Source organism: Geotoga petraea (assembly GCF_900102615.1).
GTDB lineage: Bacteria > Thermotogota > Thermotogae > Petrotogales > Petrotogaceae > Geotoga > Geotoga petraea.
Genome location: NZ_FMYV01000013.1, coordinates 1 through 25,355 on the forward strand (window position 1 = coordinate 1; position 25,355 = coordinate 25,355).

A 25,355-nucleotide genomic window follows, 5' to 3' on the forward strand; every position below is an offset into this window, starting at 1 on the left:
CGGCTTGGTAGGCTTTTACCCTACCAACTACCTGATGGGTCGTAGGCCCCTCTCCCGGCGCTTCTCTGCTTTTATCTCTCGATATTATCCGGTCTTACCTACCGTTTCCAGTAGCTATCCCTGTCCGTGAGGTAGGTCCCTACGTATTACTCACCCGTTCGCCACTGATACTCAAGGAGCAAGCTCCCCTTTCTCCGTTCGACTTGCATGTGTTAGGCGCGCCGCCAGCGTTCACCCTGAGCCAGGATCAAACCCTTCTTCCAGTCCTTTTCCTGTCTTCTCAGTCTTTCACTGTCTTCTTCCTTGTTCCTTTTCTTCCTTGGCTTGGCCTCTATCCACTTGTCAAAGAGCTTCTCTTCCTTCTTCTATTTTGTTTCACTTTTAAATTTTCTTTTGGCTACGAAAGCCGAAGTTAATACTATCACATTATCCCTATTTTTGTCAATTGCTTTGTTGTTAACTATTCCTTTCTTGTTCCTTAACCTCTTCCACCTTTTCAGGCGTGCATTTGTTTTTAATTCATTATAATCGCTGATTTTGTGCCATAATATTGTATTGATTGATTAAAAAAATCTGGATTATAATTTTTGGATAATACAAATAAAGATCTTCTTTTTATATTTGGCATCTCTGTAAAACCATCTGTGAAAACAATTATTCCTTCTGGTCTCAATGATTCTTCCACGTAATCTATTGCAGGTTGTAAATCAGTAGAACCTTTACCTTTTAAAGTTAAATTTTTCCATTTGCCTTTAACATATTTTTGAGTTGATTGTACTTTGCTATCAGCTTGAATAAGGTGTAAAGTCCCACCAAGAGTTCGTGTTATTTCCTCTATTTCAGAAAAAAAACTATCATATTCATCTTCTACTATAGAACCACTGGTATCTACTATAACAGCAACTTCAGGGCCTCTGATTTTTCTCCAGCCTGGTTGAGAATCATATCTTCTATTAGGTCTCATTATGGTTCTATATTCATCAGTTACTACAGAACTTCCAAAAAATCGTCTTAATATGGTTTTCCAATCCAGCTTGGATTTCCCGGTTATCACCTTGTGAGCTATTTCAAGTGGTTCTAATGTGTCACCAGCACTTTTATCATAAGATTTTTGAACAAATTCACTTACAATATCAAAAGCCATCTCTTGAGTTATTTCTGATTCAAATTCATGAGAATCTGTTTCATTTCTTTTATCTTCTATCTCTTCAAGATCAATTAATTTGTTGTCTTCAAAAAATTTCATGGCATATTCAAAATATTCTTCAGCTGTTTTATTTAGCATATCAGGTGGAGCTGTGACAAACATAAATTCGCCATCTGGAGCGTGCCCTTCTGATAACATTGTATCAAGCGGTTCAGCCATTGCATCAAACTCTCTAATATATTGGTTAACTGATGCATCCATAGCTAAATCCCAAATGCTTTTTTCTCTTTTATTTTTTATTTTTATAAATATATGACCAAATATTATATGAAAAAGCTCATGTTTTATGAGTGCTTTTGTGAAAGCGACGCCTTTATTGTATATTCTTCTTGGATTATATACCAGTTTAAAATTCCCATCAGAACCTATTATCAATTTTATGGTTCTAACGGTTTCACTTTCAACATGGGTAAATCTCATTCTTGCATTTGAATAAAATATGTTTTCTTTTGCAAGTTCAATCCAGGCTTTTTCTATTACATTATCTATATTTCTTGTAGCCATTGTTCATCCCCCAAGGTCAAAGCTATTTCTTCCATCAATTTATCATAGAAAGCTCTTTTTAATCCTTTTGAATTTTCAACTAAGTTATTTAGGTTTCTCAATATTGAGAAAATACTGTCTTTAGGAATGAATTCTGATATAGCCTTTATATTTTTTGCTATAGTTTGATGTTCGTTGTTATCTATTATGTTTATCATATCTGATTCTTGGATTCTCTCAATATAATTATTAATCCTCATTATCATGTTAATTTTTTCATCATCATTTAATTTTTTCAATCTATCAAAGCTTTTTCCATAAAGAATTACATCTTCAGGCTTTGGAAGGGTCGTTTTATTGTTTAAATTGTTTATATAAGCTCTTGCAGAATCTGAACCAACAATACCAGCAGCTAATGAATAACCATATTTTTTTAGTTCATCTTCGTTTAAATTGTTTATCACTTTTGATAGTTTAAACCAACTTCTTGGAGAAGGCCTGAGATCAAGTCTAATTGATATTTGATTATCATTTGATAAATATTCAGGATAATTTTCTATAAAGTTTATAGTGTTTTTATCTATACCAACGTTATTAGCCCATTCAATCCAGTCTTTATCATTTGGAGATATGTCCAAATGGAAAAATCTTGACATAAAAGCAGGGTCAGTTATCAACTCAACTTGGTCATATTCTTCATCTGGGGGGTTAGCTGCGGCCATAATCCAACAGTCGTTTGGTAATATGTGGTTATGAATCCTTCTATCTATTAAAAGTTGCATTATGGCATTTCTTATCGACCTGTGAGCCCTATTTATTTCATCTATTAATATTATTGAATTTTCTTTTTCAGGCCACCAATCTGGTTTTAAAAAAGTTGTTTTATTTTCATCTCTTGAAGGCATACCTATTAAATCTCCAGGTTCCATCTGAGATATCACAAGGATTATTAATTCCCTTCCTGTTTCTTCAGCTATTTGTTTTGCTATATCAGTTTTACCTACACCAAAATGCCCCCATAATAATGGCACTTCATTTGATTGCATTATTTTTTTTGATAAAAATTTTACGTCGCTTGGTTTCATTGCGTTGCCTCCTTTAACTAATTCTTTCTTCTAAATAATTATAACATAGATAATATTATTAACTTGAAAAATATAAATGTTATAATATATAAAAAGGAGAGGATTTAACAATGCCATTAGACGGAATAGTATTTAACAAAATAATTAGAGAAATTGGGAAAGAAATGAATAATCATAAATTAAAAAACATATATCAGCCTGTTAACAGTCAAATTCTATTACAATTTAAATCTGAATTTATTTTATTTTCACTTTCAAATCCCGCATATATAAGTTTATTGGAAAATAAGCCAGATATACCAGATAACCCTTTGAATTTTGCACAACTATTAAGAAAGAATATTAAAGGAATGTTTTTAAAAGAAGCACAACAAATAAAAACTGATAGAGCTGGTTTTTTATTATTCCATGGAATTGATTATATAGGGCAAGAAAAAACTTACAAGCTTTATTTTGAGTTGATGGGAAGAAACTCTAATCTTATTCTAACCAATAAAAAAGACGAGATCATAGATTCCTGGAAAAAGATGAATGACGATAGGAGAACTATTCTTCCCGGAGCATTTTATAAGCCATTTTATGATGACGAGAAAAAAACTATTTTTGAAGATTTTGATGATATGAAAAATGTTATGGGATTGGCAGCTAAATCTAAAAGATTTATCAATGAAATTGGGATAGAAAAAGCAAAAGAAGATATGAAAAATGAAAAAATATTTTTATTTCATGACGAAGATGAAAATCCTGATATTTCTGCAATAACCCCCAATAATTACAATTTTGAGGAGTTACCTCCATCAAAAGCAATAGATAAACTTTTCAGTGAAAGAGCAAATAAATCAAGATATTTAGAATTGAAAAAGATTTTAGAGAAAAAATTGAGAAAAACCATTGAAAAAAAAGAGAGTTTAAAAGCAAAATTATTAGCGGATATAGAAAAGCAAAAGGACATTCCCAACCTTATAAAAAAAGGAGAGTTGCTTAAAACTTATTTGTATCAGGCAAAAAAAGGTGATGAGTTTATAGAAGTATACGATTGGGAGAACGATAAAAATGTAAAAATAGAATTAGATTCTTTGAAAAATCCATCAACAAACCTTGAAAAATACTTTAACAAAGTTGATAAATTGAAAAAGAGAGTTTTACACTCTAAGAAAAGGCTGAGAAAAATACAAAAAGAGCTGGATTATTATTATCAATTGTATTCCACTGTGGATATTTCAGATGATTTGGATACACTGGAAGAAATTAGAGAAGAAATGATAGATGAAGGACTAATACAAATTAACAAGAAGAAAAGAAGAAAAAAACCAAAGAGCACTTTCAAAAAATTCGAATATAAAGGATTTGAAATTTTAGTTGGTAGAAACAACAAGCAAAATGATGAGCTAACAAAAAGCGCATCAAAAGATGATATTTGGTTGCATACACATGAAATCCCTGGTTCTCATGTTTTAATAAAAGGTGCTGGAAAAGAAATCCCAGAAGAGGTTATAAAAAGGGCCGCAGAAATAGAAGCTTACAATTCAAGAGCTAAAATGTCCAATAATGTTCCTGTCGATTATACAACCCCAAAATATGTTTGGAAACCAAAAGGGGCAAAACCTGGAATGTGGCTTTATGAAAACTTTTCAACTATATTTGTAACCCCAAAACAATAGAATAAATTGCTTTGCAATTTATTCTATTGTTTGTTGGAGGTTATTGGCTTTTTATTTAGAGTATTTTTCCCAAAGAAAATCAAACTCATTTTCATATGCTTTATAAAATTCCTCATTATTGCTTATTATCACAGCATTTTCATCGTTATTTTCCAGTGCTGATTTTGTAAAGTTATAAGATCCTGTCAAAATATGTTTATCATCAATCAGCAACAATTTATGGTGGAATGTTTTGTTGTTTTTGTCGAGTATGAAAGGAAATTTATTTTGAAAATCTCCATAGACTGACCATCTTGATCCAGACTGGAAAGTTTCTGTTATTACCTTGACATCGACTCCCCTATTATATGCATCTGCTAATGCTTGGGCTATGTTAGAATCTGTAAATGTAAATATCATTACTTTTACCTCTTTTTCTGCATTGTTTATATAATCTAATATTACCTTTTGATAATCTTCATCTGGAGTAAAAAATGTACTAATTTCTGAGTTTTTTAACTTAATTTTTTTATAGACTTTTTCCGATTCACCTTTTTTACCAAATTCTTTATCATAAAATTGTTCTCTGAATTCAAGCATATAATTTTCGGTTATTTCGTTATTATAAATAAAAACCAAGTTGTTATTGTTATAATTCAACCCATTATCAGACATATTCGTACTTCCAGTAATCAACAAATATCCGTCTATAATAATAAATTTATTGTGCATTAATCTATAATTACCATCGTATATCAATTCTATTTTTTCATTTTTGACTAATTTTTCTGAGTAATTATTTTTGTTGTCTTCCTCTGTAACTATTTTTATATCAACGCCTTCATCCGCTTTTTTTAAAATTTGATTATAAAAATATTCATTATCAATATCGTATAGAGACATATAAATATATTTTTCTGCTTTTTCAATCTCATTTAAAAGATAATTAAAGGCTTTTTCATTTCTTTCTTTTTTAAACTCGTTGATAAAAAAAACCGTTGCATCTTCTGTTGCATTTCTTATGTTTATTTCAAAGTCCATATCGTTTATTTTAAAAGAATATACAGATTTAGAACCATCAGCCCTGAAATATATCTCATCATCGTTCATATAACTCCCTGGTAACTCACCTTCAAAACTTTCTACATCTGCTATATTTATCGAGTCTCCTAAATCCATATTTAAATTAAAATTAACAGATAGTACTACTGTTAAAACAATCATTAATAAAATAATTAAGAGTTTTTTCTTCATTTTACACCCCCCATTCATTAAGAAATTATAACATAATTATTTGATTTTTAAATTAGGTAAGCGTATAATTTTTATAGATATTGATTTAACGAGGAGGTAAAAAAATGAACCAATCTGAATATTTGGAAATATTAAATACAGCATTATCTGAAGGTGGAGAATATGCTGAGATTTTTTTTGAAGAATCCGAATCAAATCTTATCAGTTATGATAATGGTAAGATCGAAGACAGCACTTTCAACTCCAGAAAAGGTGCCAGCATAAGAGTTACTGAAGGAGAAGAAACTGTTTTTGCACACACTAACTCACCTGAATATGAAGCTTTAAAAAAATTGGCAGAAAATTTATCAAAATCTGCTAAAAAAAGAAATTTTAAAAAGCAGGTAGAAGTTAAAGAGTTGAAAGAAAATCCAGAATTGGACAACAACAGTGTTAAAAGAGATTTTGATGATGTAAAAACCGAAGAAAAAATTGAAAAAATCAATACGGCTGTTGATTATACAAAGAGTTTGGATAAAAGAGTTTCACAAATCACAATCAGGTATATGGATTCTTTTAGAAAAGTTAAAATAGTTAATTCTGATGGAGAAATTTCTAACGATGTAAGAAGATATCCTGTTTTTTATGTTATGACTTATATCACAGATGAAAATGGACAGATATTTACTGGTATTTCTGGCAATGGAGCTAATATGGGTTACGAATTCTTTGATGATAAAATGATAAAAGAATTATGTGATGATTCTGTAAGGCAAGCAATCAGCCAATTAGAAGGGGAAGATGCTCCAGCAGGAGAGTTCACAGTGGTATTATCTTCTGAAGCAGGAGGAACAATGGTTCACGAAGCTTGTGGACACGGTATGGAAGCTGATTTAGTTCTTTCTGGTTCTGTTTATAGAGATAAAGTTGGTCAAAAAATAGCTTCTGAAAAAGTTACAGTAAAAGATGATGGAACTATTAAAAATAAAAGAGGTACTCTCAATTATGACGATGAAGGAATTAAAACAGAAGAAACTGTGTTGATTGAAAATGGCATTTTAAAAGGATATATGCATTCAAGATTAACTGCCAAAAAATTCGACACAAAATCAACAGGCAACGGAAGAAGACAAACTTACATGCATCTTCCAATTGTTAGAATGAGAAATACTTTTATTGCTCCAGGAAAAGATGATCCAGAAGATATTATTAAATCTGTAGATGATGGAATTTTTGTTAGAAAAATGGGTGGAGGTCAAGTTGACGTTATCTCTGGAGACTTTCAATTCAAAGTTACAGAAGGTTATATTATAAAAAATGGTGAAATAAAAAATTCAATAAAGGGTGCTTCTTTAGTTGGAAATGGCTTAGAAGTACTAAAAACAATTGATATGGTCGGAAATGATCTTGGTTATGCAGTTGGTACTTGTGGTAAAGATGGACAAGGTGCTCCAGTTTCAGACGCGCAACCTACAATTAGAATTCCAAAAATAATAGTTGGCGGAGTAGTTAAAGGGGGAACAAACTAATGAAAGAAAGAATAAATAAAGTACTAAATTATATAAACGAACAAGGATTTGAAGGACAAATTAACGTATTTAGCAATAAATCGAAAAAAGTATCCTTTTCTAATGGGAAATTGGAAGAATTAACCGAAGGAGAAAAGGGTAACGCAGGTATAAAAATTATATCAGAAAACGGAAGAGTATCTAATAGCATGACAAATGTCCTGGAAGAAGTAGAGCTCATGAAAGCAGCTGAAAAAGCTATTAGTATGGCTAAATATTCTGAAAAAGATGAAAATAACGGAATTTCAAATGACAAAGAATTCACTTATATAGACTGGGCTTATGACGAAGACACAAAAGAATTGGAAATTGATGAAATCATTGAATTAGCTGAAAATATGGAAAAATCAGCAAGAGAATATGATGAAAGAATAAAATTTGTGAGAGGTGCTGAATTCAGCACAAACTTGACAAAGGTTATTTTTGCTAACACAAACGATGTATATAAACATGCAAATTACACAACATCTTCTGCATCTATCATGCTTGCTGCAGTAGATGGCGATAAATCCTCAATGGGATTTGACTTTGAAATATCACAAAGTTACAGACTTATAGATACTAACAAAATAGTTAAAAATGCTGCTGAAAAAGCTTTAGCCGGTTTAGAAGCAAAAATTCTGAATTCTGGTAGATACAATATAATTCTATCTCCATTTACTTCTGCTCAACTTATTGGAATAGTCTTTAGTTCTTTATCTGGTGAAAATGTTTATAAAGGTAAATCTTTCTTTAAAGATAAAAAAGGAGAAAAGGTGGCTTCTTCTAAACTTACTCTAATTCACGACCCAATGAACGGCTCTGCCCCAATTATATGCAGTTTTGATAATGAAGGCACAAATACATCGAGATACCCATTCATTGAAAAAGGTGTTTTGAAGAATTATGCACACAACATTTATTCAGCAAATGCTTTAGGTGAAGAGCCAAAAGGGAATGCGTTTGCTTCATCTAATTCCCCAATCCCAAGTATTTCAACAATAAATATGCATGCTTTGACCACAACAACTAAGAAAAAAATATTAAAACAAGAAAAAGCACTCTACATAGAAAATATAATGGGACTCCATACAGCAGACCCAGTTTCAGGAAGATTTTCTGTTCAAATCAGTGGAAGGATTTTAGAAAACGGTGAATTTTCTGGAAGTTTTAGAGGAATGACTCTTGCAGGAACAATACCTGAACTATTAGAAAATATTGACGATATTTCTTCTGACTTTAAATACACTGGTTCTATCTCTGGTTCTACCATGTTGATAAAAAATATGAGTGTTGGCGGAAAATAATACGCTTAAAAAAAAGAGAGCTTAAGCTCTCTTTTTTTTATGCATTTAATGCTTCTCTAGCGATTTTTACATATTCTTTAAAGGTATCATAATCGTTAATAGCAATATCTGATAACATTTTTCTATTTATGTTAATGTTTGCGATTTTTAATCCATGAATTAACTCGTTGTATTTAATACCTTCATTTCTTGCTGCTGCATTAATTCTTGTAATCCAAAGCCTTCTGAAGTCACCTTTTTTCTTCTTTCTACCTTGGTAAGCATATGCTCCTGATCTATAGAATTGTTGTTTTGCCAATGAGTATCTTCTGCTCATTGCACCCCTATAACCTTTTGCAGCTTTTAAAAATTTCTTTTTCTTTTTCCTTGAAGTAACTGCTCTTTTAACTCTCATTGTTCATGTCTCCTTTCCTTCATCTTTATTATTTTTGGCCTAATAATTTCTTAGCTGCATCTTCAAAAGCAGGATCTATAACTTGTTGTTTCTTTAAAGCTCTCATTTTAGAATTTTTCTTTTTACCTGTGTTATGGCCTGTGTGACTTCTATGTCTAATTATTTTCCCTGTTCCAGTAACTTTGAATCTTTTTTTTGCTGCACTTTTTGTCTTTATTTTTTGTTTAGCCATAGTACTGCCTCCTTAATTTTAGCTTTCTTTATTTTTGTTATATTGTCTTATTTTTTTGGGATCAGGCTCAAGGAATATGTCCATGTCTCTACCTTGCATTTTTGCTTTCCTACCAACATTTGCAATGTCTTTTGTTTCTTCCACAATTCTATCTATTAATTCTTTACCTCTATCTTTGAACATAATATCCCTTCCCAAGAACATGATTACAGCCCTTACTTTGTTACCTTCCAATAAGAAATCTCTTATTTTATTGACTTTTGTGTCAAAATCATGATCATCGATTCTCAATCTAAATTTCATTTCTTTTAATACTTGTTTTTTCTGGTTCTTTTTTGCTTCCTTTTCTTTTTTTTCTTTTTCATAAACATATTTACCGTAGTCCATAACCTTAACAACAGGTGGTTTTGCATTTGGCGCAACAAGAACTAGATCTAATCCCGATTCTCTTGCTGATTTCAAAGCTTCTTGTTTTGATACTTGCCCTACTTTTTCGCCTTCGGCGTTAATAAGCAATACTTTTGAAGCCCTGATCCCTTCATTCTTTACCACTTTGTTCTTATCGCTTATGAGTATCACCATCCTTTTTGATTTTTAAAAATAATAATAAACGGGTGACTTGTATAAAGTCACCCGTTTGTGTTTAAATATATAAACACACAGCAATTAAATATTATTAATTAACCCCTGCCGACTTTCTTGTCCGAGGTGGGAAGCTTTATTGGGTGACTTCCGCTTATTTTATTATGGTGGGCCATGCAGGATTCGAACCTGCGGCCTACTGATTAAGAGTCAGCCGCTCTGCCAACTGAGCTAATAGCCCACTTTAAAATATCCGAATTAAATTATACAATAGTGTCAAATATTTGTCAAGTAATAATCACTTTGTTTTTGCTTTGTTATCACTTTTTTTAGAATCGTTAACATAATAACCTGAACCTTTGAATGAAATTCCTATATTTCCAATAATCTTTTCTGCTTCAGATCCACACACTTCACATTTTATGTTTGGTTTTTCATTCATAGAATGCATAACTGTGAACTCTTCTCCACAATCTTTACATTTATATCTATAAATTGGCATGTAATCATCTCCTTTGTTTTTTTATCTAATCATTTGTCTATTGTCCCTTTTGCTAAATACCAAAGATATAAATCCAATTTCCCCATATCTTCACCGAACTTCAAAGATAATGGGCGAAGTTTTTCTTCAATATCTAAATACTTATTTTCAGACCAACCTGATTTTGGGATTTCCAAAATCATACCATTTTTTTGCATAATTCGCATTATATGTTTATCCAAAATGGCCAAATCTTTTACCCCAACATTTCTTAAAAAATGACTTGCTTCTTTCCAACCAATTCCTTTTACATTTTTAGCTATATATTTTCTTGATTCATAAGGATCCTTTTTTATGATTTCAGGTAGTTCATCTATAATCCATCTATTGGCAACTATATATTTTGTCCTTGTATTTGGAAATCTGTGTCCAACTTCTTTCATCTTTTTGTTCAATTTTTTTTCATCTAAATTCGCAAAAGATTCTTTGCCTATATAATTTTGTGCTTTTATTCCACCTTTTGAAGACCAATTTGCAGTCATTACACAAAACGATAGTTCAGAAAAAAGGTCTAATTTATCCCCATTTTCACCTAAATCTTTAAACTCATTAAATCTTGTTTCTACTTCATCTTTTATAATTGGTTTTATACTGTTTAGTTTGTTAATCAAATCATTCATTTAAAAACCTCTTATTCTTTATTAGTTTTTCTCAAAGTATAAAATCCCAATCCAGCATATATTATAAACCCAATAATCAAAGAATAAAATTCAACGTCACTTATATTTTTTAACTCGTTTAATAATTGATTGCCTCCCAATTCCAACCCTACAAACTTTTCTAATATGTAGATAGTGTAAAATGAGAGTAAAACGGAACCAAACAATATTGAAATACCAGAAATAATTTTATTATAATTTTTCGATATAACTAATGCCAAAATAGCTCCTATAACAATAAAACCTATCCAAGGTAAAACTTCCTGGTCAAAGGGTAACTGTTCTAAGTATTCATAATTAGAACTAATTAAAAAATTACCCAAATTATAGCCCAGTAATCCTCCTAAAATAAAACCACCTAAAGACATGGCTATCTTAACAATACTGTAGAATATCATTCCAAAAATAAAACTGATAATAAAAAATATGAAAACTTTAAAATCTGCGTATTCTTGTATTAAATTATTCACTTGCTCGATTTTTAATAGATATGGAATTAATAAAGAATAGGATCCATAAAATCCTATCAAAAAAATTGAAACTTTAGAAGAAAATTTTGTTAAAAAATTTAGAAAAAATGCCAAAGGCAGTAAAATCCATATGGAAGCAATTAATGTGTCATAATAATTGTAAATAAAACTTGTAAATTCTTGAATATTTTGATCCATGCTAATCCTCCTCTTCTTCTGAAACAGTTAAAAGTCCAGCAGAAACAATTGTGATCGCACTTAAAGTTATGAGAACAAAAGGCATACTAAGAGCAGCTAAATACGGACCAAAAATATTCCCACTAATCCTAAGAGATGAAAAAACTGACATCCCTGTGTCTTCAAATCCTTTGGATAATATTGAAGCATATTCACTACTCATAGTTAAAGATAGCCCCAATAAGAGCCCACTGAAAATTGCAATTGGAATGTAAATAAGTGGGTTCGACATAAACAAATAAGAAACAAAAATAACCAACCCTACTGATATTGGTAGCCATTTTTTTACTCCATAAATCTTGTGCTTCATGAAATTACCAAGCATAACAAATAATGAAAACGCCGAAGATAATATTTTCCCCAAAACAGGCATTCCAAAATTGTTTTCAACATATACAGGTATGATAACTTGGTTTGATACAATAGCCACTAATGTTATGATACCAAAAATTGTTGCCAAGAATATTACAGGGGAAAACTTTTTCTTTTCTTTTTTTGAATAATCAATTTTAACATCATCTACACTTTTAAAAGTAAGTAAACCATATACAGTCAAAAATATTGCCAACACAAACAAAAATACATTTGGGAAATATATAAATCCAGTTCCCAAAATTAGAGGCCCTAAAATTGCTCCTAAGCTTCCCATTATTTCAACATATCCATAATATTTAGATTTTTCTTTCAAACTAATATCTGCTTTAGAAACTCCCGTTAAAGCAATATTAAAAAACAAGGGGTCAAAAACACCTTGTAAAGCCCTAAAACCTATGGCTAATAAAGGATTATTCAAAAAAAGAGCAACAAAGAAAAAACTAATACCCCAGCCAGTTAATCCTGTCAAGAAAGATTTTCTTTCGCCATATTTTCTTAAGATAGGTCCCCAAAAAGAGCCTAAAGCCATAGAAACAAATGGTGTAATGGCTATAAAAGTACTGGTATAAAATGCATTGTTTCCGAACATCTCTAAAATTTGTGGGAATGATGAAGCGATTCCAACTTGTGTGAACACAGAGAAAAACGGAAGAATCAATAAAATTCTTAAACTTTTCAAAATTCCAACTCCTCTCTTTTATATACTTCATTTTTTATTATATCTATAAACTCAACAATATATTTGTTATTTCCAATTTCAATTCTAATAGCTGTATGTTTACTATCCTCTTTTGGTAAAGATATTGAACCAGGATTTATTACGTATATACCGTTGTTTTTCGTGAATTCTGGTATGTGAGTGTGACCATAAAGGAGTACGTTGCACTTTAATTCCTTCGCCATCTCTATTGCCTCTTGTATCTTTGGAGTCCATCCATGAGTCATAAACATATTCATATCGTTGTACGACTCTGTTTTATAGTAAATTGGTTCAGGAATGTTCAAAACATGATGGTCTATTTGGGAATCACAATTTCCTGTGATAAAAGAAAACTGTTTATCTTTCAATAAATCTATCACTTTTTTGGGATTATAACCTTCAGGCAAATCATTTCTCGCTCCATGATACAATACATCTCCTAAAAGCAAGTATCTATCAACAATTCCAATAGACTTCAAAGCTTTCACTAAGTATTCTGATGAGCCATGAACATCGCTAATAACACCTAATTTCAAGTTAATCACCTCATATTTTTTCTACAACAATATTATCACAAAAATACCTTAAAAAGAATTTTACTCTAATTACAACAATAAACAATTATGTTATAATTTAATTGTAATCAGTTTAATTCATAGGAGGGGTTAATATGGGATATTTGAAAATCAATGTGGATGAAGAATTTATCAATAATCTTATTGATAGAGTTGTTGAAGCAAACACCAATGTACAAGGATTAAAAAATCTGAATGTTGAATTAAAAGAAGATGGTATTCATTTCCAAGTTGATGTTAACATTCTAAAAAAAGATGCTAAATTTGACACTCTTATCAAAATGACACAAAAGCCTGAAACTCTTTCCAAAGGTATTATGGATTTTTCAATAACTGGTGATGAGGGCATAAGAAAAATTCTTGAAGGTGTTTTTAAAATTCTATCGAAATTCACAGGAGTTTTTGATTCTGAAGATAATAAATTAACAATAGATTTAAATAAAGTAGATATAAATCCAATTATTAACGATACTTTAAGTTCTTTGGCTGTTAAAGAACTTTCTGTTGATGAAAATGAATTTAGATTAGAATTGAATTATAGGGATCAATGATGTTTGTAGAATTCGACGTAGATTTTATAAAACAAATAATCAATAACATTGTAAAAAAGTCTAACGGTGAACTTTTAGGATTTTTAATGGGAAGTTCTGTAAAGTTTCAAGTTCAAAACAACAAATTCATAATAAAAGTATTGTTTCTAAAATACAGGGTAGAAATTGAAAAAATACCAAAAAAAGCATCAGAAGAATTTGTGTTCACTCATAACTTACCCTTAGAGAAAATGGACAAATCACAACTACCATCATTTGTTAGGTTTGAAAAAAATAAGATCTATCTTAGACTACCAAAAAACTTTATTACAGATAATTTAATAATATCAGATTTCAAAATGGAAGATGATAGAATATATATAGAATTAAAATAAATGGAGGAATTTAAATGATCAAAGTAAATGATGAACTAATCAACAAACTAAAAAAGTTATCAAACATTGAGCTAACTTATGAAGAAGAAGAAATAATCAAAGAAGATTTAAACAAGTTATTAGATTATATGTCAGAATTAGACGAAATAAACGTTGAAGGAACAGAAGAACTTACAAACCCTATAAATAAGGAAATTAAGGCACCTTTACACAAAGACCAAGTAGAGGATTTTGAAAATAGCGAAAAGATAATTGAGAACTTCCCAGAAAAAAATGGCAAATATTTGAGAGTGCCTGGAATTCATGGATAATGAATAAACAAGGTATTATCTATGAAGATACGGCCACAAAATATTTGTTAAAAAAAGGTTATAAAATTCTGGACAGAAATTTTAAAACAAAATTTGGAGAAATTGATATAATAGCATTAGACAAAGATATTTTGGTTTTTATAGAAGTGAAAGGCGGGAAAGATGATCTCTATGACCCCGCTGAAAGAGCAGACATCAATAAGCTTAGAAAAGTTATGAGAACTGCTGATTTTTATATCAGTAGATACAAAGGTAATTTTGAAGAAGTAAGAATCGATGTAATATCGGTTAACAAAAATCTTGAAATAAATCATTATCCCTCACAAAGAATTTGATTTCTTTGTGAGTTTTTATTATAACCGACATTTTGTGTCTTTTTTATGATAAAATAAAAACAAAGCAGTCAAAAAACCGCTTTGTTTTTGGTGTCTCCACGAGGAGTCGAACCTCGATCTGAGGATTAGGAATCCTCTGTTCTATCCGTTGAACTATGAAGACATTTATACAAAAGATTATAACAAAAATGGTTTATACTGTCAATACAAACGAGGAGGTTAACAAATGAATATAATTGAACCAAAGGTTTTATTTGAAAATGAAGACCATAAATTTATTTTATTGGGTATTGAAGATTCGCAAAAACAAGGTGTCACTACCAATCAATATTTGGTGGTGCACAAAGATGAAGGAGTTCTATTAGATCCAGGAGGAGTTCATGTTTTCCCAATGGTTTTATCAAATGTTGTTGAATTTATTTCCCCTCAAAAAATAAAGGGAATTTTCTATTCTCATCAAGACCCAGATGTTTCATCTGGTATATCTCTATGGGCAAACTCTATAAATTCTAAATTCTATGTATCAGGTTTATGGGAAAGATTTTTACCTCACTTTGGAGTATTTGACAATTCTAAGATAGTCCCTATAAAAGATAACGGAGGCAAAATAACTTTTTCAGATGGTTATAGCATGGATATAATACCTACACATTTTTTACATTCAATAGGAAATTTTACAGTTTATGACTCAATTTCAAAAATATTGTTCAGCGGGGACATAGGCACTGCTGTAATAGAAGCTAAAGGAAATGTTTTTGTGGATAATTTCCAAGATCATATAAAAAATATAGAAGGATTTCACAAAAGATATATGACTTCATCAAAAGCATGTAAAGTTTGGAGTAAGTTAATAAAAAATTATGATATTGAGTTAATGGCTCCACAACATGGACTTTTATACAAAAAACAAGAATATAAAGAATTTCTAAAATGGTTTGAAAACTTGAAATGTGGAATCGATATAATTGAAAACATATACGGGGTGTAAGCTATGGAAAATAAAGAAAAAAAAATCATACAAAAATTATCTAACAATTTGTACCATGAAAATATACTCACCTCTTTTATAGTAAACCTTGATAACATAATAGGTTCAAGGTTTAAAAAGGCAAATAACAACGTGCAAGAGATAGGCTATAGTATTATTGGTTCAGTAAACGAATTGAACAAAGCCTCTGATAGCATAGACGAATTTGTCAAAGAAGGAAAAGATGAAATAAACAATATAAACGATAAAAACAAGAGCATGATTACAGAAATAAATCAACTTGGAAATTCATTAACCGATATCCAGACCCAAGTAGATGATTCTATTAGCTCAATAACAAATATGGTTGATCAGTTTAAAGAGGTCAACAGTCTAACAGAGAATATAAAAAGAATATCAAAACAAACAAATATTTTGTCTATAAACGCTTCAATAGAAGCCAGTAGAGCTGGTGAAGCCGGGCAGGGATTTGCTGTTGTCGCAAACGAAGTTAAAAAACTCGCAACAGAAACAAAAGAAACGTCAGATAAAATTTCCGATAAAGTTCAAGATTTAAGCAAAGAGATAAACGTCGTTTTGAAAAAAATAAACTATTTATCTGATACTTTTAATGTATTCACAAAAATCACAGAAAAATCCATGGAAAGAACACAGGATAACTTGGACCTTTTTAAAAAAATTATATACGAAATGGATAAAAATAATTCCGCTCTAATATCAAATAGAGATAATTTAAATCTAACTATAGATGATTTAAAAGAACTATTAAAAGATATAGAAAATATTGATGAAATAATATCTATAATAATCAACATGCAAAAAAATATTAAAAATATCAATTTGTAGGTGTACACATGGAAATTTACGATGTTGCCGTAATAGGTGCTGGAGCTGCAGGAACAATAGCTGCAATCAAAGCTTCAAAAAGAAATAAAACAATACTCATAGACAGGAACCACAAGGTGGGCAAAAAGATATATGCCACAGGGAATGGAAAATGTAATTACACAAACAAAAATATATCTTTGAATAACTACCATGGGCAAAATGTTCAATTTGCTAATTTTTCTTTGAATAAATTCAACAATATTAAAACTGTTGAATTTTTTAAAAAATCTGGAGTATTGTCCAAAGATATAGACAATAGAATTTATCCAGTAACAGAAGAATCAGCAACAATTGTTGAAACTTTGGAATTTCTTTTGGCCGAAAACGACGTAGAACTACTTCTCGGCTACAAAATCCACGACATAGAATTAGAAAACGAGATATTCACAATAAGCTCAAATCACAAACAAGTTAAATCAAAAAAACTAATAATTGCAACCGGGGGGAAATCTTCTCCTAACCATGGGTCAGATGGTTCAATATTTGATGTCATAAAAAAATTAGGCCATTCAATAACTCCTTTAAAACCAGCCTTGGTACAACTTGAAACTGATAACAAATTTTCAAAAGAAGTAAAAGGCATAAGGATAAAAGGCTCTATAACCATCCAACACAAGAAGAAAGAAATAGCAAAAGACACTGGAGAAATAATGTTTACGGATTATGGCCTTTCTGGAATACCAGTTATGCAGGTAAGTCATTTTACCCACGAATACCTTGAAAAAAATGAAAAAGTATTTGCATCAATTGACTTCTTCCATGAAATAAACCAGGTAGAGCTCGACAAAATGTTATTAAATAGAAAAAATGAACTGAAAAACCGAAAAATAAAAGATTTTTTGAAAGGTCTTGTTCATTCAAAACTGATCAACATGGTTTTGGTGAAATCGGGTATTAAAAATCACAACTCTCCATCAGAAAAATTGTCAGAGAAAGATATCATGTCTTTGTCAAAAAATTTAAAAAATCTGACATTTTTCATAACTGGAACAAAATCATGGAAAAATTCACAGGTCACTTTTGGTGGTGTCAATACTTTAGAAGTCGATGAAAAAACAATGGAATCGAAAATAATCAAAAATCTTTATTTCGCTGGCGAAGTCATTGATATTTCTGGCGATTGTGGAGGATATAATCTTCAGTGGGCTTGGAGCTCTGGGTATATTGCTGGAAAAAGCACTTGGAAATAAAAAGCAAAATATTTATTATTTTTGTTTTACTTCCCTCTTGCGCAAGAGGGAACGTACGCAGCGCAGGCTTAGGCTTTTAAGTTTTTATTAACAACTAACAACCAGCATCTAACAACAGAAATTATTTTATGATTTCTATTAAAAGGAGTTATCAATGATTAGAATAAATAACATTAAACTACAATACAATCATTCAGAACAAGATTTAATAGATGTTCTAAATGATAAATACAAAATAGATAAAAAAGATATTATTGATTTTGAAATCAACAAAAAATCCGTAGACGCCCGACAAAAAAGAAAAATGATATATTTCGTTTATTCTGTTGATTTGAAAATCAAAAATGAAGAAAAATATGGAGAATTAAAATATGTTCAGACTATAAATGAAAAAGGTTATGAGCCACCAAAAAAAGGAGATAAAAAATTATCTTCAAGACCTATAATTGTTGGTTCTGGACCAGCAGGAATGTTTAGTGCGTTATTACTTGCCGAAGAAGGCTATAAGCCATTAATAATTGAACAAGGGGAACCTGTTAACAAAAGAGTTGAAGATATAAATAATTTCTGGAATAATGGAATTTTAAAAGAGAATTCTAATATTCAATTTGGTGAAGGTGGGGCAGGAACTTTTTCAGATGGGAAATTAACTACTTTGATAAAAGATAAATACGGAAGGATACAAAAAGTTTTTGATGAGTTTATAGAAAATGGAGCCCCAGAAGAAATAAAATATATAAAAAATCCTCACATAGGTACAGATATATTGAGAAATGTTGTATACAATATTAGAAAGAAAATTGAGTCTTTAGGGGGAGAATTTTTATTTTCTTCAAAACTCACGGATATAAAACTAAAAAACAACAAAATAGAATTTATAGAAATAAACGACAAAGATACAATCAAAACAGAAATTTTGATCTTAGCTATTGGACATAGTGCAAGAAAAACTTTTGAAATGCTTGCAAAAAATGGAGTATCTTTAGAACAAAAACCATTTTCTATGGGAGTAAGGATAGAACATCCACAAGAATTAATAAACAAAAATCAATACGGAAAATTCTACAAAGAGAAAATCCTTCCACAAGCTGAATACAAACTTTCAGAAAAAAATGGCAACAGAGGTATATATACTTTTTGCATGTGTCCGGGAGGTCAGGTTATTGCTTCAGCTTCAGAAGAAAATACAATAGTAACCAATGGGATGAGCGAGTTTAAAAGAAATAAAAATAATGCAAATAGTGCTATTTTGGTTAATGTGAATACAAATGATTTTCCAAATAAAAACCCATTGTCTGGTATTGAACTCCAAAGGAATTTAGAAAAATCCGCTTTTAAAAAGAACTATTTTGCTCCAGTTCAAAATGCAAGAGATTTCTTAGAAGGGAAAATAAGCAAAAATTATATAACTCAACCTTCTTACAAACCAGGAATCTACTCAGATAATTTGGAAAAATATTTACCAAAATATATTTCTGAAAATTTGAAATACGGAATACAAAAATTTGATAACAAAATAAATGGTTTTATAGATAAGGGAATTTTGACTGGTTTTGAAACAAGAAGTTCTTCGCCAGTTAGGATTTTAAGAAATGACTCATTGCAATCTGTAAATATTGAAGGTTTATATCCTGGTGGAGAAGGCGCAGGATATGCTGGAGGCATAACTTCTTCTGCTGTAGATGGAATAAAAATAGCCGAACAAATTATAAACAATTACACCAATAAAATTTGAGGAGGCATTATAATGAAATTGATTTCTTGGAACGTTAACGGAATAAGGGCAATATATAGAAAAAATCTTTTAGAATTTTTAGAAGAATACAATCCAGATATTTTGGCTATTCAAGAAACAAAGGCAAGACCTCAACAACTAACAAAAAAACTCCTTAACTATGGTGACTATTACAAATTTTTCTCATCTGCAGAAAAAAAAGGATATTCAGGAGTAGCTACATTTTCAAAACCAGAGCCAAAAGGGGTTAAATATGGATTTGGAAACGAAAAATATGATTCTGAAGGAAGAATTCTTTTGACTGAATATGAAGATTTTTCTCTTTTCAACATATATTTTCCAAATGGAAAATCAAAGCAGGAAAGGTTAGACTACAAGATGGATTTTTATTATGACTTTTTGAAATTCATAAATGATTATAAAAAACAACAGCCCAATATAATTGTCTGTGGGGATGTTAACACAGCTCATAAAGAAATCGATCTTGCGAGGCCGAAAGATAACGAAACAGTTTCTGGATTTTTACCTGAAGAAAGAGAATGGATAGATAAATTTCTTGACTCTGGATTTTATGATTCTTTTAGAATGTTTAATCAAGAACCAGATAATTATTCTTGGTGGGACTACAAAACAAAAGCAAGAGAGAGAAACGTGGGATGGAGAATAGATTATTTCTTTGTTAGCGAAGGAATTAAAAATAGAGTCAAAAAAGCTGATATACTGAATGAGGTATACGGATCAGATCATTGCCCTATTATGATTGAAATATAAATTTAACAGCGTTCTTTTTATAAGAACGCTGTTTTTCATACTTCTAATATTTTCCATTGTTTATTAATTGCAATTTTGGCTAATTTTTTATCTGGATTCACACAAACTGGGTTGCCAACCTTTTCCAATAATGGCAAGTCAGATATTGAATCAGAATAAAAATAACTATCTTCAAAAGTCATGTTGTTTTCTTTTAAAAATTTTTCTGCTCTGTTGACCTTCTCTTCTTTATAAACACTATTACCTTGTATCCCTTTGAAAACATTGTTTTCGATTATCAAATCTGTACTTATGAGCTCATCCATATTCAAGTGTGAAAAAACAGGGTAACATATATTTCTTGGTGAGGCAGATATTAAAACTATTTCAGCATTTTTATTCCTGTGATATTCTATCTCATCAATCATTTTATCCCTTATAAACTTGTGTCCAAAATCATCAAACCATTTTTGTGTTTTGCTATATATTTCCGATTCTGATAGGCCAATATATTTATCAGATAATACTTTTGAGATGTACTCTAACTTGAGCATTCCAAAAGCATATAAAATCGGAATTGGTAAAAGCTTTAAATAATCTACAAATTTCACCTCACCCTTGTTAAAATAATACTTATAAAAAAGTTGTCCACTGTTTTCTGACAATATTGTTTTGTCCATATCAAAAAATGCCGCATATTCTTTCATAAATCACCTCATAAAAATAAATACATTACATTATACCATATAAAAAATGCACCCATAAAGGTGCATTTAATTGTTTTTGGTGGAGACGGCGGGAATCGAACCCGCGTCCGAAATAAAACCGCATAGGCTTCTCCGAGCGCAGTCCATGTTTAATTTTCGATTACAAGAGCTACATGGGCGAAGCTTTGTAATCTATCATTCTAAAATTTCCACTGTAGCCCGAATGATAAAGCTACAATGTAAGACACTTAGTAATGACATCCATCTTACCAGTAAGTGCCAGACTGGTAAGAGGACGGCTGCGTTATCTTACGCAGCTAATGCGTAATTTTCTTCTGCGTTTATGTTTATTGTATCGCTTTTTTACGAGGTTGCGAAATCCTCGGCTCGCTTCCCTATACGGTCTTACCCCGTCGAAACCATTTCGTCCCCTGGTAGGGCTTATCATTATAGCATATATCAGTTAAAAATAAATATAATCAAGGTTAACTCTGGTTTTCTATTTGCCATTGTAGTTTTTTAGATAGATCAGGGTTAATTTGTTGTAAATAAGGAACCAATTCAAAATCTCCCAACAGTACTTTTACCATAGAGTCCATTATTAACGCTCTTTTTGATTTATCTTTACTGTTTTCATATTTCTCAGACAATATATCTACAACTTTTTTTGATGGAAGGTTAGTGATTGACATTAAAGCTAATTCTTCCATTTCACTTCCATCATCCATAAATGTTAGAAGTATGTCTAAATACTTGTCATCTTTTGTAAGTTTTAATAGGTTTTCTATTATTACTGGAAAAGCCCTCTCATCTGTATAGTTATTTATCATTCTTTCTAAATATGGTACTATTTCTTTACAGTTAAGATCTGACAGTAATTCAGTCAAGTACAAAAGTGTTATATCATTTTCTGTATTCTTTTCAAATCTTTTTTTAAATTCTTTTAGCAAATAATCTCGGCTTTCATTGCCCATAACAGAGAGTACATCAACAGCTAACTCCCTTGTTTCTGAATCCTCTTCGTCCAACAACCTTATTAAATTTGGAATCGCATCAGTTCCCTTTTCTTGTAAAACTCTTTGAATTAAATCTTCCCTATTCATTCATAACACTCCTCAAATCAATATACAATATCTCCATACATTTCCTTTATCTCTTTATCTTTTTCTTTAGAAGATAACAATTTTATGGTAGATTTTATTTTGTTATTTTCTTTCTCTTTGATGATTTTAAAATGCTTGTTACCAAAGTTAGCAACTTGTGGCATATGAGTTATAACAATAACTTGTTTTTTATTTGCCAAATCTTTTAACTTTGCACCTACAATGTCTGCCATTCTTGGTCCTACACCAGAATCAACTTCATCAAAAAGCATTGTACTCATGCTGTAATCGTTACCTAAAACAGTCTCAAGAGATAAAAATATTCTTGAAAGCTCTCCTCCTGAAGCTATTAAAGATAGATCCATGAAATCAGACTTTGGATTTGTCTTCAAAACAAATTTAGATTTATAAAAACCATTTTCAGTAGGTTTTTTCAATTTTTTAAAGGCAACATCTATATCAGAATCCGGCATATTCAAATCTTTTAGATTTTGAACTATCCTTTTTTTCATATCTTCCAGATAGGGTTTTGCCAAATTCATAATTTTGTCAGACTCTATCAAAAGTTCTTTTTCTAATTTTTCTAATTTCGGTTTTAAAGTGTCAATATTTTCTTTTATTTCATAAAGATCTTCCAACTCTTTCTCGAAAATCTTTTCATTTTCTAAAACGTCTTGTAAAGAAGGCCCATACTTTCTTTTCAAATTCATTATCAAATTCAATCTATTTGAAACATTCTCGAACTCTTCTTCATCAAATTCCAGTTCATTCAACTTGTTTTCCACCATTGAATATAAATCCGAAACACCATCTTGAAGAGATAGAGAAAGGTTGTATGCATCTTTAAAACCAAAATCCTGTATTTTTGATAAGTTATAAACCACATTACCAAGGTTGTAATCAATGTTTATATCTTCGGCGTCTTTGAGGATATTCATTGATTCATATATATTTTTTTTGATAACCTCTATGTTTTCAAGAGCTTTATATTTTTCTGTTAAAACCTCGTCTTCCCCCAACTCTGGAGAAACACCTTTTATCTCATTTAACTCGTAATTGAGTGTATCTATTTTTCTGTACAACTCTGTTTTATCTGACGGCATTTTTTCTCTTTTTTTTATTAAACTTAAGTATTCAGAGTACTTCTCGTCATACACTTTAAATTCTTCAGAATACTTATCTCTTAGGATACCATAAATAAGATTATTTTGATACCCTTCATCTCTTAAGAGAACATTTGAATCTTGAGAATTTATCTCTATAAGAAATTTACCAACTTCTCTCACTGTTTCTTTTGGAATAATTTGCCCATTTATTCTAAAAAATATTCTTTTGGCCGTGAAATTTCCTGAAATTACTAATTCATCATCATCTAAATCTATAATATTATCCAATTCTTTTCTTAACTTTTCATCAAGAGTAAAAAAAGCAGAAATAGAACCTTCTTGATCTTTCAATGTGTTGGGGATCTGTCCTGTAATAAATGCTCTCAAAGCATTTATAAACATAGATTTCCCTGCTCCAGATTCCCCTGTTATAACATTTAACCCTTTGTCAAAAATTACCTCAGCCTCATCAAACAAGCCAAAGTTTTTAATAGATAAAGAAATTAGCAATCAAATTCACCAACCTCAAAAATTTATATTTTATATTTAAATTATAGCATAATTATATATTTTAAAATAATATATTAATAGTGAAAATATTTTCGATAAAGATATTTCACAATATCGAAAAAAGCTTTCTATATAATTGAATAAATAAGATAAAAATGGGTGATAATAATGAATATAGAAAAGACAATTGAAATATTAAAAGAAGAAATAAGAGAAACTGTGGGAAATCAAAAAATGTATATTGCCTTTTCCGGTGGCTTAGATTCTACAGTTGTCGCACTTCTTGCTAAAGCTGCTATTGGAAAAGAAAAAATCACACTTATAAACACATGTTTTGGACCTTATTCGTACTCTAAAGGGCTGGAAGCGGTTTTGTCATTGGCAGATCAATTAGACTTAAGATTGTTTTTCACCAATGGTCAGAAAGAGCAGGAAAAACTATTATACCACGGACCAAATTGTAACCAATGTACAAGAGACATAAAACTTGGAAAAGTAAAGAAAATGCTTTACAAAGGTATAGTTGCTGTAGGGTCTAATCAATCTGACTCATGGGGTAAACTTGGATTAAAGGTAAACAATGGAATGTATTCTCCACTTTTAAATTTGGATAAACCAGTTATTCAAGGAATCTTGGATTATTATGGTTTTGAAATACCAAGAATAGGGGAAAACTCTTTCAGAGAAGGGTGTAAATACAAACATCTTTTGAAAATGTCAGCAAACACCCACTACCATGCAAGAGCTATGGTTGTTTCTAACGAAGTCATACATGACGTATTAGATTATCACAATTATGAGAGAGAGATCGCCAATGTGAAAATAGTTGGACCATTATCAAAAAACATAGCGTTAATTAATATAAAACCACTACCACCAAAAAAAATTTTAGATGAAATTATAGAAGTATTGCAAAAAGAAACAACAATAGACGCTGTTGACGTAGTGGATAGGCCAATAGAATTAATTATCACAGCGAGTCCAGGGATAATAAACAACGAAGAATCAAAGTACTGGATTTTAAATGGCCGACTAAAACCAGAATTTGCATTCGATATTTCCGCAAAATGGAATCCCCCAAGTACAAATAACAAATTATGGACGTTTTCTGTAGTCGGTTATAACAAAAAGTAAAAATATTGTATAATTGATTGTGAATGTTATGGTTTATATACTTTTCTTTCTGGGGGGGAAATGAAATGTTAGTTAACATAATGGAAAAAATTGTTGATGAAATATATGAAGATATTTTAGAAACTCACGAAATAAATTTTTGTGATTGCCCAAAATGTAGGGAGGATGTGAAAGCCATAGTTTTAAATGAAATCACTCCAAAATACGTATCCACAGATAAAGGACTGGCTATTTCAAAAGCCGAAATGATGGAAGTTCAGCTTAGAATAGATATTTTAGATAAAATTGTTAAAGCTATAATAAAAGTTGGAAAGAGTCTGTAAAATAAATTGTGTAAAAACACCAAATTGGTAGTAAAAAACAAATGAAAAATGACAAAAAACGTCCCAACAAAAAATTAAAACAA

28 protein-coding genes, 2 tRNA genes, 1 rRNA gene and 1 other RNA gene are annotated in these 25,355 nt (G+C 30.5%); 14 read left to right on the plus strand and 18 right to left on the minus strand.

Features of this window, described 5'->3' with window-relative positions; all coding sequences use genetic code 11:
• The 3 genes from BLS00_RS10185 to BLS00_RS10195 form a co-directional block, all read right to left on the minus strand.
• Positions 1–263: ribosomal RNA gene (locus BLS00_RS10185) — 16S ribosomal RNA — on the minus strand; the annotation flags it as partial.
• Between the two features lie 251 nt (positions 264–514).
• Positions 515–1,711 carry a vWA domain-containing protein gene (locus tag BLS00_RS10190; protein WP_091405714.1) on the minus strand — a complete coding sequence of 399 codons (1,197 nt, stop codon included), beginning with the start codon at positions 1,709–1,711 and terminating at the stop codon, positions 515–517.
• Positions 1,693–2,775: an AAA family ATPase gene (locus BLS00_RS10195; protein WP_091405716.1), complete on the minus strand. Its 1,083-nt coding sequence runs from the start codon at positions 2,773–2,775 to the stop codon at positions 1,693–1,695. Before BLS00_RS10195 ends, BLS00_RS10190 begins: the two co-directional genes overlap by 19 nt.
• Before the next feature lie 110 nt (positions 2,776–2,885).
• Between BLS00_RS10195 and BLS00_RS10200 the strand changes: the two genes are divergently transcribed.
• A complete protein-coding gene (locus BLS00_RS10200) occupies positions 2,886–4,436 on the plus strand; it encodes an Rqc2 family fibronectin-binding protein (protein ID WP_091405719.1) in 1,551 nt (516 codons plus the stop codon).
• Between the two features lie 51 nt (positions 4,437–4,487).
• On the opposite strand, the gene BLS00_RS10205 is transcribed toward BLS00_RS10200, so the two are convergent.
• On the minus strand, positions 4,488–5,669 hold the full coding sequence (locus BLS00_RS10205) for a phospholipase D-like domain-containing protein (protein ID WP_176759910.1): 1,182 nt from the start codon (positions 5,667–5,669) through the stop codon (positions 4,488–4,490).
• Positions 5,670–5,773: 104 nt separating this feature from the next.
• Between BLS00_RS10205 and BLS00_RS10210 the strand changes: the two genes are divergently transcribed.
• On the plus strand, positions 5,774–7,177 hold the full coding sequence (locus BLS00_RS10210) for a TldD/PmbA family protein (protein ID WP_091405725.1): 1,404 nt from the start codon (positions 5,774–5,776) through the stop codon (positions 7,175–7,177).
• On the plus strand, positions 7,177–8,502 hold the full coding sequence (locus tag BLS00_RS10215) for a TldD/PmbA family protein (RefSeq protein WP_091405727.1): 1,326 nt from the start codon (positions 7,177–7,179) through the stop codon (positions 8,500–8,502). The genes BLS00_RS10210 and BLS00_RS10215 overlap by 1 nt, the downstream gene beginning before the upstream one ends.
• Positions 8,503–8,539: 37 nt before the next feature.
• Here the strand turns inward: BLS00_RS10215 and rplT are convergent, their stop codons facing one another.
• From rplT to yfcE, 9 genes are all read right to left on the minus strand, one after another.
• Complete coding sequence (gene rplT / locus BLS00_RS10220) at positions 8,540–8,896, minus strand: 50S ribosomal protein L20 (protein WP_091405730.1); 357 nt, start codon at positions 8,894–8,896, stop codon at positions 8,540–8,542.
• 28 nt (positions 8,897–8,924) lie between these two features.
• Positions 8,925–9,128 carry a 50S ribosomal protein L35 gene (rpmI, locus tag BLS00_RS10225; RefSeq protein ID WP_091405732.1) on the minus strand — a complete coding sequence of 68 codons (204 nt, stop codon included), beginning with the start codon at positions 9,126–9,128 and terminating at the stop codon, positions 8,925–8,927.
• A gap of 18 nt (positions 9,129–9,146) precedes the next feature.
• On the minus strand, positions 9,147–9,680 hold the full coding sequence (gene infC / locus BLS00_RS10230) for a translation initiation factor IF-3 (protein ID WP_240724367.1): 534 nt from the start codon (positions 9,678–9,680) through the stop codon (positions 9,147–9,149).
• 195 nt (positions 9,681–9,875) lie between these two features.
• Positions 9,876–9,951: transfer RNA gene (locus BLS00_RS10235), tRNA-Lys, on the minus strand.
• Positions 9,952–10,008: 57 nt separating this feature from the next.
• Positions 10,009–10,212 (minus strand): FmdB family zinc ribbon protein, encoded by a 204-nt coding sequence (locus tag BLS00_RS10240; protein WP_091405737.1) that lies wholly within the window; start codon positions 10,210–10,212, stop codon positions 10,009–10,011.
• Between the two features lie 29 nt (positions 10,213–10,241).
• The gene (locus BLS00_RS10245) at positions 10,242–10,871 is read right to left on the minus strand and encodes an N-glycosylase/DNA lyase (RefSeq protein ID WP_091405739.1); all 630 of its coding nucleotides are present in this window, start codon (positions 10,869–10,871) and stop codon (positions 10,242–10,244) included.
• 11 nt (positions 10,872–10,882) lie between these two features.
• Positions 10,883–11,578 (minus strand): hypothetical protein, encoded by a 696-nt coding sequence (locus BLS00_RS10250; protein WP_091405742.1) that lies wholly within the window; start codon positions 11,576–11,578, stop codon positions 10,883–10,885.
• 1 nt (position 11,579) lies between these two features.
• Positions 11,580–12,671, minus strand: a complete 1,092-nt coding sequence (locus BLS00_RS10255; RefSeq protein WP_176759911.1) for an MFS transporter — start codon at positions 12,669–12,671, stop codon at positions 11,580–11,582.
• On the minus strand, positions 12,668–13,228 hold the full coding sequence (gene yfcE, locus BLS00_RS10260; RefSeq protein WP_176759912.1) for a phosphodiesterase: 561 nt from the start codon (positions 13,226–13,228) through the stop codon (positions 12,668–12,670). Before yfcE ends, BLS00_RS10255 begins: the two co-directional genes overlap by 4 nt.
• A 134-nt stretch (positions 13,229–13,362) precedes the next feature.
• Between yfcE and BLS00_RS10265 the strand changes: the two genes are divergently transcribed.
• The 4 genes from BLS00_RS10265 to BLS00_RS10280 are packed head-to-tail and all read left to right on the plus strand — an operon-like array spanning position 13,363 to position 14,838.
• On the plus strand, positions 13,363–13,818 hold the full coding sequence (locus tag BLS00_RS10265; RefSeq protein ID WP_091405749.1) for a hypothetical protein: 456 nt from the start codon (positions 13,363–13,365) through the stop codon (positions 13,816–13,818).
• Complete coding sequence (locus BLS00_RS10270) at positions 13,818–14,192, plus strand: hypothetical protein (RefSeq protein ID WP_091405752.1); 375 nt, start codon at positions 13,818–13,820, stop codon at positions 14,190–14,192. The genes BLS00_RS10265 and BLS00_RS10270 overlap by 1 nt, the downstream gene beginning before the upstream one ends.
• Positions 14,193–14,206: 14 nt before the next feature.
• Positions 14,207–14,503, plus strand: coding sequence for an Asp-tRNA(Asn)/Glu-tRNA(Gln) amidotransferase subunit GatC (gene gatC, locus BLS00_RS10275; protein WP_091405755.1), 297 nt, complete (start codon positions 14,207–14,209; stop codon positions 14,501–14,503).
• A complete protein-coding gene (locus BLS00_RS10280; protein ID WP_091405758.1) occupies positions 14,503–14,838 on the plus strand; it encodes a YraN family protein in 336 nt (111 codons plus the stop codon). The genes gatC and BLS00_RS10280 overlap by 1 nt, the downstream gene beginning before the upstream one ends.
• Before the next feature lie 88 nt (positions 14,839–14,926).
• Here BLS00_RS10280 and BLS00_RS10285 read toward each other — a convergent pair.
• Positions 14,927–15,001, minus strand: a tRNA-Arg gene (locus tag BLS00_RS10285).
• A 63-nt stretch (positions 15,002–15,064) separates the two neighbouring features.
• Here BLS00_RS10285 and BLS00_RS10290 point away from each other — a divergent pair.
• From BLS00_RS10290 to xth, 5 genes are all read left to right on the plus strand, one after another.
• Complete coding sequence (locus BLS00_RS10290) at positions 15,065–15,826, plus strand: oxygen-binding di-iron domain-containing protein (RefSeq protein ID WP_091405761.1); 762 nt, start codon at positions 15,065–15,067, stop codon at positions 15,824–15,826.
• Positions 15,827–15,829: 3 nt separating this feature from the next.
• The gene (locus BLS00_RS10295) at positions 15,830–16,672 is read left to right on the plus strand and encodes a methyl-accepting chemotaxis protein (protein WP_091405762.1); all 843 of its coding nucleotides are present in this window, start codon (positions 15,830–15,832) and stop codon (positions 16,670–16,672) included.
• Positions 16,673–16,680: 8 nt separating this feature from the next.
• On the plus strand, positions 16,681–17,904 hold the full coding sequence (locus BLS00_RS10300) for an aminoacetone oxidase family FAD-binding enzyme (protein WP_091405765.1): 1,224 nt from the start codon (positions 16,681–16,683) through the stop codon (positions 17,902–17,904).
• Between the two features lie 154 nt (positions 17,905–18,058).
• Positions 18,059–19,639, plus strand: coding sequence for an NAD(P)/FAD-dependent oxidoreductase (locus BLS00_RS10305; protein WP_091405766.1), 1,581 nt, complete (start codon positions 18,059–18,061; stop codon positions 19,637–19,639).
• Between the two features lie 12 nt (positions 19,640–19,651).
• Positions 19,652–20,410: an exodeoxyribonuclease III gene (gene xth, locus BLS00_RS10310; protein ID WP_091405770.1), complete on the plus strand. Its 759-nt coding sequence runs from the start codon at positions 19,652–19,654 to the stop codon at positions 20,408–20,410.
• 35 nt (positions 20,411–20,445) lie between these two features.
• On the opposite strand, the gene BLS00_RS10315 is transcribed toward xth, so the two are convergent.
• The 4 genes from BLS00_RS10315 to BLS00_RS10330 all read right to left on the minus strand — a co-directional run bounded on the left by BLS00_RS10315 (position 20,446) and on the right by BLS00_RS10330 (position 23,815).
• Positions 20,446–21,096 (minus strand): HAD family hydrolase, encoded by a 651-nt coding sequence (locus BLS00_RS10315; RefSeq protein ID WP_091405772.1) that lies wholly within the window; start codon positions 21,094–21,096, stop codon positions 20,446–20,448.
• 77 nt (positions 21,097–21,173) lie between these two features.
• Positions 21,174–21,528, minus strand: a transfer-messenger RNA (tmRNA) gene (gene ssrA / locus BLS00_RS10320).
• A gap of 53 nt (positions 21,529–21,581) precedes the next feature.
• Complete coding sequence (locus BLS00_RS10325; RefSeq protein WP_091405774.1) at positions 21,582–22,199, minus strand: HEAT repeat domain-containing protein; 618 nt, start codon at positions 22,197–22,199, stop codon at positions 21,582–21,584.
• 17 nt (positions 22,200–22,216) lie between these two features.
• On the minus strand, positions 22,217–23,815 hold the full coding sequence (locus BLS00_RS10330; RefSeq protein ID WP_091405775.1) for an AAA family ATPase: 1,599 nt from the start codon (positions 23,813–23,815) through the stop codon (positions 22,217–22,219).
• Between the two features lie 168 nt (positions 23,816–23,983).
• On the opposite strand from BLS00_RS10330, the gene BLS00_RS10335 reads away from it, so the two are divergent.
• Both BLS00_RS10335 and BLS00_RS10340 read left to right on the plus strand, forming a co-directional pair.
• Positions 23,984–24,949 carry an adenine nucleotide alpha-hydrolase family protein gene (locus BLS00_RS10335; protein WP_091405777.1) on the plus strand — a complete coding sequence of 322 codons (966 nt, stop codon included), beginning with the start codon at positions 23,984–23,986 and terminating at the stop codon, positions 24,947–24,949.
• A gap of 65 nt (positions 24,950–25,014) precedes the next feature.
• On the plus strand, positions 25,015–25,272 hold the full coding sequence (locus BLS00_RS10340) for a late competence development ComFB family protein (protein WP_176759913.1): 258 nt from the start codon (positions 25,015–25,017) through the stop codon (positions 25,270–25,272).
• The last annotated feature ends 83 nt before the right edge of the window (positions 25,273–25,355 follow it).